Source organism: Bremerella sp. P1 (genome assembly GCF_028748185.1).
Taxonomy (GTDB): domain Bacteria; phylum Planctomycetota; class Planctomycetia; order Pirellulales; family Pirellulaceae; genus Bremerella.
The window spans coordinates 6,940,104-6,955,728 of sequence record NZ_CP118164.1 but is presented as its reverse complement, the minus strand read 5'-3'; the positions used below and the strand labels follow the sequence as shown (position 1 = coordinate 6,955,728).

9 protein-coding genes, 2 tRNA genes and 2 rRNA genes are annotated in these 15,625 nt (G+C 54.4%); 9 read left to right on the top strand and 4 right to left on the bottom strand.

The window, feature by feature from the left end; all coding sequences use genetic code 11:
• Positions 1-68 precede the first annotated feature (68 nt).
• From rrf to PSR63_RS28140, 4 genes are all read right to left on the bottom strand, one after another.
• Positions 69-177: ribosomal RNA gene (rrf, locus tag PSR63_RS28155) — 5S ribosomal RNA — on the bottom strand.
• Between the two features lie 150 nt (positions 178-327).
• Positions 328-3,168 (bottom strand): 23S ribosomal RNA (locus tag PSR63_RS28150).
• A 638-nt stretch (positions 3,169-3,806) separates the two neighbouring features.
• A tRNA-Ala gene (locus PSR63_RS28145) sits at positions 3,807-3,879 on the bottom strand.
• 47 nt (positions 3,880-3,926) lie between these two features.
• A tRNA-Ile gene (locus PSR63_RS28140) sits at positions 3,927-4,000 on the bottom strand.
• 299 nt (positions 4,001-4,299) lie between these two features.
• Here PSR63_RS28140 and PSR63_RS28135 point away from each other — a divergent pair.
• The 9 genes from PSR63_RS28135 to PSR63_RS28095 all read left to right on the top strand — a co-directional run bounded on the left by PSR63_RS28135 (position 4,300) and on the right by PSR63_RS28095 (position 15,625).
• Positions 4,300-6,207: a redoxin family protein gene (locus PSR63_RS28135; RefSeq protein WP_274329642.1), complete on the top strand. Its 1,908-nt coding sequence runs from the start codon at positions 4,300-4,302 to the stop codon at positions 6,205-6,207.
• Positions 6,208-6,374: 167 nt separating this feature from the next.
• Positions 6,375-6,656, top strand: coding sequence for a hypothetical protein (locus PSR63_RS28130; RefSeq protein ID WP_274329641.1), 282 nt, complete (start codon positions 6,375-6,377; stop codon positions 6,654-6,656).
• A gap of 227 nt (positions 6,657-6,883) precedes the next feature.
• Entirely contained in the window at positions 6,884-7,321 is a 438-nt protein-coding gene (locus tag PSR63_RS28125; RefSeq protein ID WP_274329640.1) for a hypothetical protein, read from the top strand.
• A gap of 317 nt (positions 7,322-7,638) precedes the next feature.
• Positions 7,639-8,652, top strand: a complete 1,014-nt coding sequence (locus PSR63_RS28120) for a BON domain-containing protein (RefSeq protein WP_274329639.1) — start codon at positions 7,639-7,641, stop codon at positions 8,650-8,652.
• A 320-nt stretch (positions 8,653-8,972) separates the two neighbouring features.
• A complete protein-coding gene (locus PSR63_RS28115) occupies positions 8,973-9,575 on the top strand; it encodes a hypothetical protein (RefSeq protein WP_274329637.1) in 603 nt (200 codons plus the stop codon).
• A gap of 198 nt (positions 9,576-9,773) precedes the next feature.
• Complete coding sequence (locus PSR63_RS28110) at positions 9,774-10,625, top strand: AraC family transcriptional regulator (RefSeq protein WP_274329635.1); 852 nt, start codon at positions 9,774-9,776, stop codon at positions 10,623-10,625.
• A gap of 160 nt (positions 10,626-10,785) precedes the next feature.
• Entirely contained in the window at positions 10,786-11,451 is a 666-nt protein-coding gene (locus PSR63_RS28105; protein WP_274329633.1) for a 3-keto-disaccharide hydrolase, read from the top strand.
• Positions 11,452-11,806: 355 nt separating this feature from the next.
• Positions 11,807-14,758: a tetratricopeptide repeat protein gene (locus tag PSR63_RS28100; protein WP_274329632.1), complete on the top strand. Its 2,952-nt coding sequence runs from the start codon at positions 11,807-11,809 to the stop codon at positions 14,756-14,758.
• Entirely contained in the window at positions 14,759-15,625 is an 867-nt protein-coding gene (locus PSR63_RS28095; RefSeq protein WP_274329630.1) for a MotA/TolQ/ExbB proton channel family protein, read from the top strand. It abuts the gene before it with no gap.

The window sequence follows — 15,625 nt, the reverse complement described above, 5'->3', positions numbered from 1 at the left end:
GTTTTACTTTGCCCATGGGCAATAAAAAAGCCCCGCTTGTTATAAGCGGGGCTTTGAAGTGTAAATGAATCCGGCGATACCTACTTTCGCACTGGTGGGCACTATCATCGGCTGGTTGTGCTTAACTGCTGTGTTCGGAATGGGAACAGGTGTTTCCACAACCATATGGTCACCGGAAAGAACCTGACTGACGTGTGGGCCAAGTCAGGCTCAATTTGGTTTGGTAGAGGTGTTTGCGTATTCGCAACACGTTCGATGGTTTGTTGAGAACCTTGTGAATCGTCACTTGGTATTCAAGTTGGCTCAACGAGTGAGCGTTGAATATAAGTGGTCAAGCTTTCGTCCGTTAGTACCAGTTAGCTGAACACATTACTGTGCTTACACATCTGGCCTATCAACCTGGTCGTCTTCCAGGGGACTCTCGTACAAAGTACTTACGAAACCTAATCTTGGAGCGGGCTTCACGCTTAGATGCTTTCAGCGTTTATCCTTTCCGTTCATAGCTATCCAGCCGTGCCACGGGCATGACAACTGGGACACCAGAGGAACGTCCTTCCAAATCCTCTCGTACTAAAGAAGAATCTCCTCAAGTTTCGTACGCCCACAGCAGATAGGGACCGACCTGTCTCACGACGGTCTGAACCCAGCTCACGTACCACTTTAATCGGCGAACAGCCGAACCCTTGGGAGCTTCTTCACCCCCAGGATGTGATGAGCCGACATCGAGGTGCCAAACCGCATCGCCGCTATGGACGCTCGGATGCGATAAGCCTGTTATCCCCGGAGTACCTTTTATCTGATGAGCGATAGCCCTTCCATACGGGACTACCGGATCACTATGACCTACTTTCGTATCTGTTCGACCTATGGGTCTCACAGTTAAGCACCCTTCTACCATTGCGCTCTATGCCTGATGACCAACCAGGCTGAGGGTACCTTTGCACTCCTCCGTTACTCTTTGGGAGGAGACCGCCCCAGTCAAACTGCCCAACTGACACTGTTCCTAGTCTGGATTCACAGAAATTCTAGGTTAGAGCTAAAACATATTCAGGGTGGTATTTCAAGGATGGCTCCATCTACACTGGCGTGCAAACTTCAAAGCCTCCCACCTATCCTACACAAAACATATCTCAGACCAATATCAGCCTACAGTAAAGGTTCACGGGGTCTTTCCGTCTAACTGCGGGAACGTGGCATCTTCACCACGACTACAATTTCACCGGGTCGGTGGTTGAGACAGTGCTCCAGTCATTACGCCTTTCATGCAGGTCGGAACTTACCCGACAAGGAACTTCGCTACCTTAGGACCGTCATAGTTACGGCCGCCGTTTACCGGGGCTTCGGTCGAGAGCTTGCACCCGCTTCCTTAACCTACCGGCACCGGGCAGGCGTCAGACCCTATACATCCTCTTGCGAGTTGGCAGGGTCCTGTGTTTTTGATAAACAGTTGCCAGAGCCGATTTACTGTGACCCCCAGCAGCGTGAACCGCCAGGGGCACCCCTTATCGCGAACTTACGGGGCCATTTTGCAGAGTTCCTTAACCACCGTTCTCCCGAGCGCCTTGGTCTTCTCGACCCGCCTACCTGTGTCAGTTTTAGTACGGTTACAGTTGCTTCAACCTTTAGAAGCTTTTCTTGGACGTCCCGCTGATGATTACCTCCGAAGAGTCAGCGCTCTAACTTGGCTTGTGAGGACGGATTTGCCTATTCCTCACCTTGCTAGAGCCCACGGACTGTTCCACCAGTCCGATCACCTTTGAAACGCCGTCCCTCCATCAGTCCACAACCGTAGCGCAGGAATATTGACCTGCTGTCCATCGTCTACGCTTTTCAGCCTCGACTAAGGGACCGGCTAACCCTGGGCGGAATTGCCTTCCCCAGGAAACCTTAGGCTTTCGGCGAACAGGATTCTCACCTGTTTTATCGTTACTCATTCCGGCATAATCACCCGATCGCCCCAACACCGCTCCTTACGGTACGGCTCGTATCTGACGATCGGCGCTCTCCTACCATTCTTTCGAATCCGCTGCTTCGGTGAAATGCTTACTCCCGTTCATTATCGGCGCAGAATTGCTCGACCAGTAAGCTGTTACGCACTTTTTAAATGGTGGCTGCTTCTAAGCCAACATCCTGGTTGTCTCGGCAATTCAACTTCCTTAGTGACTGAGCATCTCTTGGGGACCTTAGCAGACGGTCTGGGTTGTTTCCCTCTCGACCGCGAAGCTTATCCCTCGCGGACTGACTCCTGAGATAGTCGCACCGGTATTCGGAGTTTGGTCCAGCAGGGTACCCCGGGAAGGGCCCCAAACCGATTCAGTCTCTCTACCCCCGGTACGTAGTGGCTCAAGGCTAGCCCAAAAGCTATTTCGGAGAGAACGAGATATCTCCAGGTTTGATTAGACTTTCACTCCTCCCCACAAGTCATCCCCTCAGTTTTCAACCTAAGTGGGTTCGGTCCTCCACGCGGTATAACCCGCGCTTCAACCTGCTCATGGGTAGATCACCTGGTTTCGCGTCTACCACCTACGACTAACGCCCTATTAAGACTCGGTTTCCCTCTGGCTACAGCCCGTAAGGCCTTAACCTGCCGCAGACGGTAACTCGCCGGATCATTATGCAAAAGGCACGCCGTCACCCATTAATCGGGCTCCGACCGCTTGTAGGCACATGGTTTCAGGTTCACATACCTCCCCTTGTCGGGGTTCTTCTCATCTTTCACTCGCGCTACTGAGTTCACTATCGGTCATCAGAGAGTATTTAGCCTTACGGGATGGGCCCCGCAGATTCAATCCAGGTTTCACGTGACTGGACCTACTCAGGTACCTCTCGGAAGACTACACAACTTTCGCCTACGGGACTGTCACCCTCTATGGTTGACCTTTCCATGTCATATCGGCTAGTCGGCAGTTTTGTAACTTCCATATGAGAGGCCCTACAACCCCCTGAGGAAAATCCTCAAGGTTTGGGCTATTCCGCGTTCGCTCGCCGCTACTGACGGAATCGATTTTTCTTTCTTCTCCTCTAGGTACTTAGATGTTTCAGTTCCCTAGGTTGAACAGGAATCCCGGGATCAACGTTCGTTTGACAACTTCCCCAGGCTTATCGCAGTCTTCCACGCCATGTCTTCTGATGCCAAGACATCCCCCATGTGCCCTTAATAGCTTGACCACAAATATTCAAAGCTCGCTTAGGGTTAGCAAACCCATACCAGCTTGAACAACCAAACTATTTCGGACTACCTAATGTGACTGGCTTGTCTAAGGCCAATCACTGAGATCCGATCTTGTAACGATTCACAATGCTGCGTGACACACTTCACTTGCCAACCCTCTCAGGTTGGCCATGTGATGAGGCCCGACAGACATCGAGATTCTCTTTAAGAACGGCTACCACTCAAAATCGGCACTGCCCTGATTTCAGCTAGGCTGAGAATCAAGAGCAACACTTTTTGGTAATAACCATAACTCTATGAAATTGCATCGTTTATGTCGCAACAAAGCTTTCGTTGAGCAAGCGGCCTGCCAAGGGCAAACCCCAAACTCGACATCCACTTTGCTACGCAAATGCCATCTACCAACCAAATTGTCAAAGATCATTTCGACTCGGCTTGAAGGCCTTGTCGTCTTCCGCTGAGCGGAATGAAAAAGAGTTCAATGAACTCCGTTTCATTGCGATCAGCTAAAGATGTTTCCCAATCGGGAAGCGTCAAAGTTTACTCAGCAAGTTTGCTTTGTAAAGGGCCCCGCGAAAAAGTTTCGCGAGATTTTTTCGAGGCCGCAAATCGTACTGATTATTGGCCTCGAAAGTGGAGCTGACAGGGATCGAACCTGCGACCCTCTGCTTGCAAAGCAGATGCTCTCCCAACTGAGCTACAGCCCCTTTTCATGGGATCGACTACTCTAGGACAACGTCCCGGAGTCGTCTAGTGGGCGTACCAAGATTCGAACTTGGGACCTCGTCGTTATCAGCGACGCGCTCTAACCAACTGAGCTATACGCCCTATCGAGGCTATTGCCCCGAACGGGAAATAGCAAATTCTATCGGCCTCTGGGGATCTGTCAAACCGGGGTGGCCGCTTTTTGATAGGAACCCTCGAAATATCGGCTACGTATAGACAGAACTTCATAGTTCAGGACCCCAGAAACACGGAAAAGTTCGGGGATCGGATGCCGGTGGGTCCCAAAAAACTGATGGTGATTCCATTGGCGGTTTTGTGGATAATCATCCACAGCTATCGCAAGCAATGAATAGTTGCTGCCACAAGCATTTGCTGCATTTTTTGAGACAAGGATGGTTGGAATGAAGAGTCATAAGGCTCATTGGGCGATGGCCCTGGGCGTAAGCATGGTTTGTGGAACTTCGGTATGGGCTGCCGGACCGACCGCAGAGCAGGCTTTGCAGTTGCAGCCCATACAAGAGGACGTTGAATACCAGACGCCCGACGCGAATCAAATCCCCAAGTGCAACATTGGGGCGGAGAAGGTCGGCGAAGCTACCGGTTGGGTTGTCACTGGCCCCAACGGCGAACGCCTGCGGGTGTTCCTCGACACCAATAACGACAAGAAGGTCGATTTCTGGGCCTACTATAAGGACGGAGTCGAGGTCTACCGCGACGTAGATACCGATTTCAACGGCAAAGCGGACCAATATCGTTGGCTCGGCATGGCGGGTACCCGGTGGGGGCTCGATAAGGACGAAGACGGTCTGGTCGACCAGTGGAAGATGATCTCCGCCGAAGAGGTCTCAGCCGAACTGGTTGAAGCAGCCAAGACTGGCGATGCCGACCGTTTCGCTGCCCTTTTGCCGACCGCCGCTGAGCTCAAGTCGCTTGGCCTCACAGGAGAGCGGGCCAAAGAGGTCTCAGATAAGGTCGAAAATGGAGCCGAACAGTTCGTTGCTTGGGCTCGTCAGCAGAAGCTGATTGATAAGAGCACCAACTGGGTTCATTTTGGTGCGACACGACCCGGGATTGTTCCGGCTGGAACCGAGGGTGTCTCGAAGGACCTTGTCGTTTACGAAAACGCGATCGCCATGTTGGATAAGGCCGGAGAACACGGTCAGCTCGAACTCGGTACGCTCGTTCGCATTGGCGATGCGTGGCGCTTGATCGGGGCTCCTGCTGGTATTCCCGGTGCTGAAGATGTGGCGGCCAATCCTCAGGGCTATTTCTTCTCGGTCAGCTACAGCGGCAATCCGGCGGCTGGACAAGCCGGGATGGGCGTCGGTAGCGAAATCCAAGAGATTCTGACTTCGCTCGAGGAACTCGATCAGCAGATGGCCCAGGCCGCTACGGCAGATCAGCGTGAAAAGCTGGCCATGCAGCGTGTGGACGTCATCAAAAAGGTGATCGCCGCTGCGAACGACGACGAGATGCGTGAGAACTGGATCAAGCAGCTTGCCGACGCACTAAGTGGCGGTATTCAAACGGGAGAGCTGAGCAAGGGATTGGAGCAACTGCAGTCGCTGGCCGATCAGGTCGAGAAGCGGGCTCCTAAGAGCGATCTGGCCGCTTACGTTCGTTTCCGCGAAATGTCGGCAGGCTACACGCAGCAGTTCCAGGATCCGAAGGCCGACTACGCTAAGATCCAGGAAGCCTGGCTGGCTAAGCTCGAGGACTTCATCGGCACTTACCCCAAGAGTCCTGATGCGGCAGAAGCCATGATGCAGTTGGCCATTGCCCACGAATTCGCGGGCGAAGAGGACGACGCGAAGAAGTGGTACACCCGGATTCGCACCGACTTCTCGGGGACAGTTTTGGGCGATAAGGCCAACGGAGCGATCCGACGCCTGGATGCCGTGGGGCAACCGTTTGTTATTCGCGGTACAACCGTCGATGGCAAGAAGCTCGATTCCTCGGGTGCCAAGGGTAGTGCCTTGCTGGTGCACTACTGGGCTACCTGGTGCGAGCCTTGCAAAGAAGACATGGCCATTATTCGCCAGCTGCAGGCCAAGTATGGGGCTCGTGGTTTCCAGGTTGTCGGGGTCAGCTTGGATTCCAGTGAAGAGGACGTCAAGCAGTTCCTCGCCGCCAATCGCCTGGCTTGGCCTCAGCTATATGAAGATGGTGGTCTCGATAGCCGCTATGCAATCGAGATGGGTGTCCTTACCCTGCCGACCATGATTCTGGTTGGCCCAGACGGTAAGGTCATCAGCCGCAGTCTCCATATCTCGCAGCTCGATACGGAACTGGGCAAGTTGATCAAATAGTTTTGGTCGATGGATGTCGATAATAGCTAAGGGCACGTCGCGTGGTTCGTGACGTGCCCTTTTTATTGATAAGTAGTCGAACTCGTATTTGGGAATTGGCCGGGCTTTAGTAAAACTTGGCCTTCTCGAAATGAATTCGAAAAATACTTCCACGGATTGGATCGCGGATGTTTCCCTTTCATATGCCGCCGCAGGTTTGGTGGTTCGCCTCCCTGCTCTACCTATGTGCCATGCTCAGTGTGGTCTGGGTTCGCTTTGCTCGCGAGTCTGCGAACCAGCAACTGGCACAGTTTACCTCGGTAACGTGCTTTCTCGTGCTGACGGTGCACCTGGTTCACGAAATCACCAGTGGTTCCGGTTTTTGGCTCGGTGGTAGCATCGTCTACGTTGTTCTGGCCGTGACGTGCGTGTTTGAACCGAGTGCTACCAAGCCAACACGGCAGATCTGACCCGGCAGTCTTTCTGCTGGCATGATCGAATCAGTCGGAAATCGCGTTACGACTGTCAGAATTGGAAAATTTCCTACTTCTCGACGCGGCATTCTGCCGAAACACCCTCTAGGTCAATTTATGTCTATGACCCGAGCGATGGTGTTTAGCTAGCCAAAGACGGCCAGCATGTGCTCCTAAACGCTCGGTATCGCGCAAACATTGCCGCGCACTATCGGGAGAATGCGATGCGTTTGTCGGTCCTACAATTAGCGTTGGTGCTTGGTGCCTTCGCGTTGCCCGCGACGGTCATGTCGCAAGAAGCCATGCCTGTGGCTGCTGGCCCACAAGCCATGCCAGTTGGTTACGCTGCCCAGGCTATGCCGCACCACGGTTATGCACCGGCTGCCTACGGGGGTGCATACTGCCCACCAGGTTACGGTCACCACGGTTTTCATCACCATCAATCGCGGTTGCCTGGCTATCAAGGCCCGGTTGCTGGGGGACATCCGCACTTTGGTGCTATGAACTACCCAAAGACCAATGCTCCAGCGGTTTGGCCTTACACCGGCATGTACTACCCAAATCCACAGATTCCACCAGGCTGGAAGCATGTTGCCTTGGAATGGGATGACGGCTACTGGTTCCTGGACTTCAAGTCGTACAAGAAGCCGAAGCATCACTAAGCTTTTGCAGATCACACAAGAGGAAAGCCTGCACTTATCAGTGGAGGCTTTTTTCATGCGCTGCTGGTAACGGTTAGGTAAACCTTGGGATCGAGAATCGGGCCTTTTAACTCGCAAAATCGAAAAAACACTGCCTTTTAGACCAACCGTTAGCCGAATGAAGAGAGGGCAGAACCACTGTGAGTGGTTTCTGCGCGATTAAAAATAGATCCTGTAGATTGAAAACAGAATCCAGCTTCGGCCGCTTCCCGTTGCGGATCCAATCGCTGGATAGCAGTAATCAACGCGTGAAGATGAATTTCCTAGGAGGGGGGACGATGTCACGTCTAATTCATTTGGCGATCATCGCGGCTTTCATGGCCGTGCCTGCGATCGCGATGGCTGGGGATACCGAAATTGCCCAGTCCATCGTTAAGCAGCTGCAAGCCAAAAAGTCGGAAGGAAGCCTGAAGGGCTTCAATATTGGTTTGCGAGTTGAAGAAGGGGTCGTCTGGCTGGAAGGCCACGTCTCGAATCCTCAGCAGCATGACCTGGCGGTCGACATCGCTCGTCGTGTTTCTGGAGTCGAACGCGTTGTCGATGGTATCCGCATCGAAGGCAACGTTGTCGCTCAGCCAGAAGCTACCGAGCTCGTCGCTGCTCCACGTGATCTGGCCGCTGGCGATCTGAGCAAGCCTGCTCCTCAGGTGCAGCCCGAACCGGCTACCAAGCCAATGGTTCAGGAAGTTGCTGCCACGCCTATGGTTCAGGAAGTCGCTCAGCAAGTGCCTGCCATTCCGCAGGTCATGGAAGAGCCAGCTCTCGAACCACAGCCAGAATTCAGCTTCTCGCCGGTTCAACCGGTCAGTGCCGAAAAGCCTAGCGAAGAGCAAAGCGTGTTGGCCAATCAGCCAACTCCAGCCGCTCCGCTGCGTCAGCTGAAGCCAGTTCCGGCTGGTCAGCCTCGACCGATCCCGGCCCAAGCACCTGCTTATCAGGTTGCTGCTAACAACAATGCAGCCGCAGCGAACGCTGGTGCTAACATGGCTCAACAGCCAATGGCTACCGTCGCTCCTCCGGCTTACTACCCAGCTCAGTACGGTTATGGTTACTACCGACCTGCTCGGTACGACCACCCGCACATGCCTGGCTACGCTTGGCCTGCTTACGCAGCTCATCCGAACTACGCGGCTGTTACCTACCCGCGTCAGTACTCGCCGCAAGCTTGGCCATACATCGGCCCGTTCTACCCTTACCCGCAAGTTCCACTGGGATGGCGTAAGGTCGAAATGGAATGGAAAGATGGCTGGTGGACGCTGGACTTCAAGGCCCGCCGTCACAGCTCCTTCTAACGAAGTTGTCGGTCACGCTCGCCAAGTGCGGGCGTGACACGACCTTCGAGTACCCCCTCAAAGCCTTCGCGATTCCGCCGGAGGCTTTTTTTATGCAGTGCTCGCGGCCATGTTCGGCCGCGTGAAATGAGGAAGATGGCATGCTAGCGACCGCATTGCTTGAATTTTCGGGCCAGGCGGAAAAAGCCGCAAGTTTGTTACAGCTTCACACGATAACTATCTACAGATAAGCGCCCACTTCATGGAGGAAGTGGTTATCCGGTGGGTCGGATTGATAGGGGCCCAGCCCTATATCGCCCTGGAAGGCATTGAGGAAAACGATGAAACGAAGCATTCTTAAGCTCAGCTTGATCTTGGGTGTGGGGTTGGCAGCTTTGAGCAGCACCGGTTGTACGACTCAAGGTCCTTACTTGGGGCCTCTGCTGTTCCCGATTCCTGTGTCCCCTTACTACATGGACAACAAGGAAGACGAGTTCCATAACCACGAGCGATATGATCGTGCACCGGTTCTTCCGCCCATTCCTCCCGGGGCACCTCACGTTGCTCTGGATCCGCCTAGCGACGACGAAGTGATGCAAGCCCTGGAGCGCGCCCGCCCGGTCGAGGGTGGCCTGCCCTTCCTGCACGAAGTTCAACGTAACAACGTGCGGATCACCAAGGAAAAGATCGCTGACTACGTCGATCCACCACGGGTCATGCCGCTTGTGGGCCCTGTTCAGTTGCACCACGCTCACTACAAGTGCACGATTTATTACACCGAAGTGAAGCGGATTGGCTGGCCGATTCCGCATACCCTGCGAGACGAAGATACTCGCGAGGTGATCTACATCGACCACAACCACCTGCACCGTGTTGGCAACATCCAAGAGGATCTGCCAGGTCCGGTTGGCCCAACGCCGCTTCCGCCGCAAACGCCGCTGTAAGCCGCAAACAGCCTCAAAACGAACTACAATTGAGCGTCGGGTCCTTGCTGGATCCGACGCTTTTTTTGGTTGACCCTGGAATTTATCTTGATGATTTCCGTGGCCCGATGTTTCACCTATCGCCGAATCTGGGTTATAGTAATGCCGATTTGAGTTAGGTTAGGGAGCGTTTCTCCCCATCGAGCCAACCAAAGGCCCATGTTGAATTTGACGCCTTCACTGACAAATCACGCCTTGGAAGAGACCCTGCCTTCGTGGGGTGTCTTGATACTTGAAAGTCATCACGGTCCGGACTTCGAGATGGAGTTTCGTGTCCATGACTTCGTGAAGGTGCTTTACGTCATCTCGGGCAGCGGTCACGTGCATGTCGCGGAGGATCGCTTCGAGGTAGGGCCCCGAGACATGGTGGTGGTTCTGCCGGGCCGCAAGAATCGCATCGAAGATTCACCGAACTCGCCGATTTCCTGCTATGTGCTGTGCGTGCATCGCTCGTTGCTTGCCTTTGATACGCAAGCCGTCTCGGCTTTGCCGCTCGGGTTGTTGACGCGTCAGGCCCACTTCGCACAGCGGATCGAACGACGATTACGACGTCTGCTCTATCAGCAATTGCAGAATAGTCCATTAACGCCCTTGGCGATGGTTTCGAACGGGCTGGAGATCCTTTCGCTGATTTCCAGTCATCGCGTCGACAAGTCGGAAGGCTTGACCGATCTGTCGCAAGAGCCCGGCGTCGATGAGATGGTTGCCTACATTCGCCATCTGGATACGCATTTCTTTGAAGCGACGACCATTGACGAGGCCTCGAGCAGTATCGGCATCCCGCGCCGCCGTTTCACCCAGTTGTTTCGCGGCGTGACAGGCCAGACGTGGTTGAATTACGTGCAAGAGTTGCGTGTCGAGCATGCCTGTAAGCTGCTGGAAACGACCGATCGCCCGATTACTTCGATTGCGTTCGAGTGCGGATTCGCTGAGCTTTCGACTTTCTATCGTGCATTTCGCAAGATGCGCGACGTGACGCCCAGTGCCTGGCGTCGTTCCCGCGCTGACTAACCACGCCGGATGCCCCTGGCTGGCTGTTAGTCAAATCATGTCGCGAATGGTTTAAAAATAGACCGCTTTGTGCTTTGACGCGCGCTGATATCTCGCGCAAAATGATATTTCTCAATGAAACCCGCCTCTATTTTCACACCTCCCTGACGAGAATCACACAATGCGAACTCTTTTGGCTTCCCTTCTGTTGGGCCTGTTGATCGTTGGTCCCACCGTTTCTGTTTTCGCAGCCGAGACTGAAGAAGGCTTTGTCTCGATCTTCAACGGCGAGAACTTCGACGGTTGGGTCGGTAACACTAAGGGTTATAAGGTCGAAGAGGGAAGCATCGTCTGCGATCCCAAGGCAGGCGGCGGTAACATTTACACTGAGAAAGAGTACGCCAACTTCGTGCTGAAGTTTGAATTCAAGCTGCCGCCTGGGGCGAACAATGGCCTGGGTATCCGAGCTCCGCTGCAGGGCAACGCCGCCTACCAAGGGTACGAACTTCAGATTCTGGACAACACCGCCAAGAAGTACGAAACGCTGAAGCCGTACCAGTATCACGGTTCGCTTTACGGTTTGGCTCCGGCCAAGCGTGGTCATCTGAAGCCGCTTGGCGAATGGAACGAGCAGGAAGTGACCGTCGATGGCGACCTGGTGAAGGTTGTTCTTAACGGCACGGAAATCCTGAACGTCGACCTCGAAGAGATCCGCAATAACCCAACGCTCGATGGCAGCGAACACCCAGGTCTGAAGCGTTCGACCGGGCACATCGGCTTTTTGGGCCATGGCGACAAGGTTGAATTCCGTAACCTGCGAATCAAGTCGCTGCCGGAATCGAAGTAGTCCTTCGCATCCAACACGAATCAAATCGAACAGCCCCGTTCATGCGAGTGAATGGGGCTTTCTTTTTGTGCGAACGCATTGGAATTCCTTGATGCTTTTCAGCGAGATCTGCGGTGCTTCGCGCGATTTCCCGCTAGCAGCGATTGCGATTTTCCGACGTTCTTAGAAATCGCAAGTGCTTGCGCGAATTCAGGTAAACTCCGTCATTCAGGCAGGACGATTTTCTAAAGGGAGACGTAGTGGTCCCGGCTGACTGGTTGGGACCGCTCTTCACGTGAAGCGATGCTTGCGGATATGATTCTCCGCGACACGCTCCCAGTTCTCAAGGATCGAGACTGCTGCACGGGTTCAAGGAATGAGACCCTCTTTTCAAAAGCTTTGGCTGTTTGTTGTATTCGCCCTGGTCGCGACCGGGAGTGCTATGGTCCGAGCGGACCAAGCTGCTGACCAATATCGCATTGCCTCGTTTCACTACGCGCGGGGCGATTGGCAGCAAGCGATCGATGCGTTCGATCAATTCCTGGCCAAGCACCCCGATCACTCCCAGGTAGGTGTGATTCACTTCTACCGCGGCGAGTCGCTTGTTCAGTTGTCGCGTTGCGACGAGGCACTGCGTGCTTACACGCTCTTTCTGAGCAAGCTGCCGCAGCATAGCTTCGTCGAGCATGCTGAATTCCGCGTCGCCGAGTGCTACTTTCTCTCCGGGCAGAACGAAGCGGCAAAGAACGCCTTTCAAATCTTCCAAAACAAACACAAGACCAGCAAGCTGATTCCACACGCATATCCTTACCTCGCCGAGATCGCGAGCAAGGAAAAACGTTGGGACGAAGCGATCTTGATGTACGGTAAATCGGTCAAGGAAGCGACCTCGCCCAACATGACCGTCGAAGCTCGGCTGGGACTGGCTCGCTGCTACGGTCAAACGAGTGAATGGAAAGAAGCCGGACTGGCTTACGAACAGTTGCTGATCGATTTGAAAGAACACCCCGGCAAGTACGCTGCTGGAACGATCGCCCTGGAAGCAGGCATCGCCGAATTCAAGGCCGGTAACTACCGCCGAGCCGTCGATCGTTTTGAACTGGCCGCCAAGCAGCAGCCCACGCTCGTCGATCAAACCAGTTTCTGGATCGCCAAGACTTACTTTCAGGTGCGCGACTGGCCGAATGCGATCGAACGTCTGCAACAACTCAAAGCGAACGAGTCGCTGCCTGAGTTCCAGGACGAGATCCACTACCTGATGGCCAAGATCTCGCTGGCACAGGGGAACGCCGAGGATGCCATCGCACTGTTCACTGAGCAGATTGAAGCCTGGCCCGATTCCTCTTGGACCGACGAAGCCCTGTATCAGCTGATCACCATCCATCTCGAAGCAGATGACCTTGCGGCCGCTCAAGCTGCCTGGATTCAGTTGGCACAACGCTCGCAGCCGAATTCATTGACCATTCGCGCTCAGATGAATGTCGCGACGCAGTTGCAAGCCCATGATGCCCACGCGAAAGCCCTGGAGGTTCTCCAGTTGGAATTCCCGCAGGTCGAAGCGAAGGTCGCTCAGGCTGATCGCCGCAACTACCTGATGGCCGTCTCGCTGTTTGCCTTGTCGCGAAAAGACGAAGCAAAACAGTTGCTCGAGGCTTCCGATTCGATGGCTGCAGGTCCATATCGCGGCATGTCGCTCATGCTGTTGGGATTGATCCATAGCCAAAACGAAGATTGGATTAACACGGTCGATGCCTTGGATCGCTCGCTCAAAGATTTGACAGCAACCGAACATCGCAACCTGGTCCAGCTCCGCCGCACCACTGCCCTGCTCCACTGCGATCAAGTAAAGGTCGCGAAAGAGGCTTGGAGCCAGGTCGATCGACGACAGATCGCCAAGGCCACTTACTTGAGCGAAGTCACGCAAATCGCAGGGGCAGCCTACCGCAGTGGTGAGATCGCCTGGGCGAAGTCGCTTTACGAAGAGTTGGCCGCCCAGGACAATCCTGAAAAATTCGTCGAGCAAGGCCTGGCCGGCTTGGCCTGGTGTCAACTGGCAACCTCCGACGCTGTGGCCGCCACCAAGACGCTTGACCAGCTTCTCGAGAAGAACCCTAACAGTGCCCTCGCCGTTGGTGCGATGTACCAGCAGGCCCAGCAGATGGAAGAAACGGACGTCGAACTAGCCATCGGGCGTTATCAACAGTTGGCCAAACATCATCCTGAAGATCCCTTGGCCGCTCATGCCAAGCTGCGATGTGCTTCGCTTTTCGATCAACTGCAGCGAGACGCCGAGGCGGAAGCCATTCTGGTCGAGCTAATCGAAAGCAAGCCTGACGTGCTGCCAGCGGAAGACATCTGGTACCGCCTGGCTTGGGTTCGTATGGACCAAAACAAGCAGAAAGAGGCTTTGGAAGCATTCGAGCAGATTCACCAACGATTCCAGGACAGCGATCTGTGGGAAGACTCGACCTACCGCATTGCGGAAGCCGCACTAAATGCCGGTAACCTTGCGAAAGCCCGCGAGTACCTACAGAAGTTGCTTGATAAAAAAGGCATGAGCAAGGTCGTCGTGTTTGGCCGCTACATGCTTGGCCAGGTCGAAGTCCAAGCTGGTAACTGGCAAGCTGCGATCCCGCACATGGATGCGGTTGCTGAGCAGGTCGCCGATGAGCCACTGCACAGCATGGCCATGTTCTGGGGCGGCGAAGCTCGCTTCCGCAGCGAGAAGTTCGACGACGCCAAGGCCAAGTTCGAGCAGATGCTGACCGACAACATGGGCCGCGAGTTGGAAAGCTTGCCAGTTGCCGAAATGAGGCTCGCTCAGATCTTCGCGCATCAAGACAATTGGGAAGCCGCCTATCAGAAGGCCTTGGAGATCGAAAACCGATATCCGAACTTCGCTCAGGTTCATGAACTGGATTACCTGATGGGCCGATGTCTTGCTCGTCAGGGAGAATTCCAGAAGGCTCGTGCCGCATACACCAAAGTGATTCAATCGCCGACAGCCAGCCAAGGCGAAACGGCGGCGATGGCTCAGTGGATGATCGGCGAGACCTTCTTCCATCAGAAGAACTACGACGCGGCCGTGCGAGCCTATGCTCAGGTTGCGACTAATTACGAAGCCTTCCCGAAGTGGAAAGCGGCCGCTCTGCTACAGATCGGTAAGTGCCACGAAATTCAAGAGAACTGGGAGAAGGCCACGCAGTACTACACGGAAGTACGTACTGAGTTTGAGAACTCGCCTTTTGCCCCAGAGGCGGAAACACGATTGAGTGTCGTGCGACAACGCACCCTGCAAGCTCAACGGGAAGGGACAAGGACCAAGTAAATGATCAGTCATGGGGTAGAATGGATGCTCACCTCACACATTCGCCGATCTTTGGCCTACGGTGCGCTGCTAACAATCGTTTGGGGCTGTTTGGCCTCGAGTTTACTGGCCCAGGGAGCTGCTGAGCCGGCTCCTCTCCCGCCTGGCCTTCCTTCGCTCAGTGAAGAAAACCCCATCCCCACGAAAAACCTATTGCAGGTCTTTCATGATGGTGGGCTACTGATGTATCCGATCGCGCTTTGCTCGTTCATCTTGCTGGTCTTCGTCTTCGAACGAGCGATCAGCCTCCGACGTGGACGTGTTATTCCACGGCCGTTTGTGAAGCGTTTCATCGAGCAGGTCAAAGATGGTCGCATCGATCAGGACCAGGCTCTCGCGCTATGCGAAGAAAATCAAAGCCCCGTCGCGGAAGTCTTTGCGGCTGCCGTGAAGAAGTGGGGACGCAGCTGTGTGGAAGTCGAGCAAGCGATTCTCGACGCGGGAGAACGCGTCACGTCGCGGCTTCGTCAGTACCTGCGATTGTTTAATGGGATCAGCACGATCAGCCCCTTGCTTGGACTGCTGGGAACCGTGCTCGGCATGATCAGTGCATTCAACGCGATTGCCGCCAACGGAGAAGCTGCCGGCCAACGAGAAGTTCTAGCCAGTGGTATCAGCCAGGCTCTCCTGACAACGGCAGCGGGGATGTCGGTTGCTTTGCCGGCGTTGATCGCCTACTTATTCTTTTCGGGCCGAGTCGATCGCTTGATCATGGAGATCGATTTGCACAGCCAGGAAGTCGTCAACGCGATTGCCTCGGATGGTTGGAAGGATAAGAGGAAGTCGACATCGCGCCGTGCGTCCCGTTCCACCGCGAAAGCGGCCTAG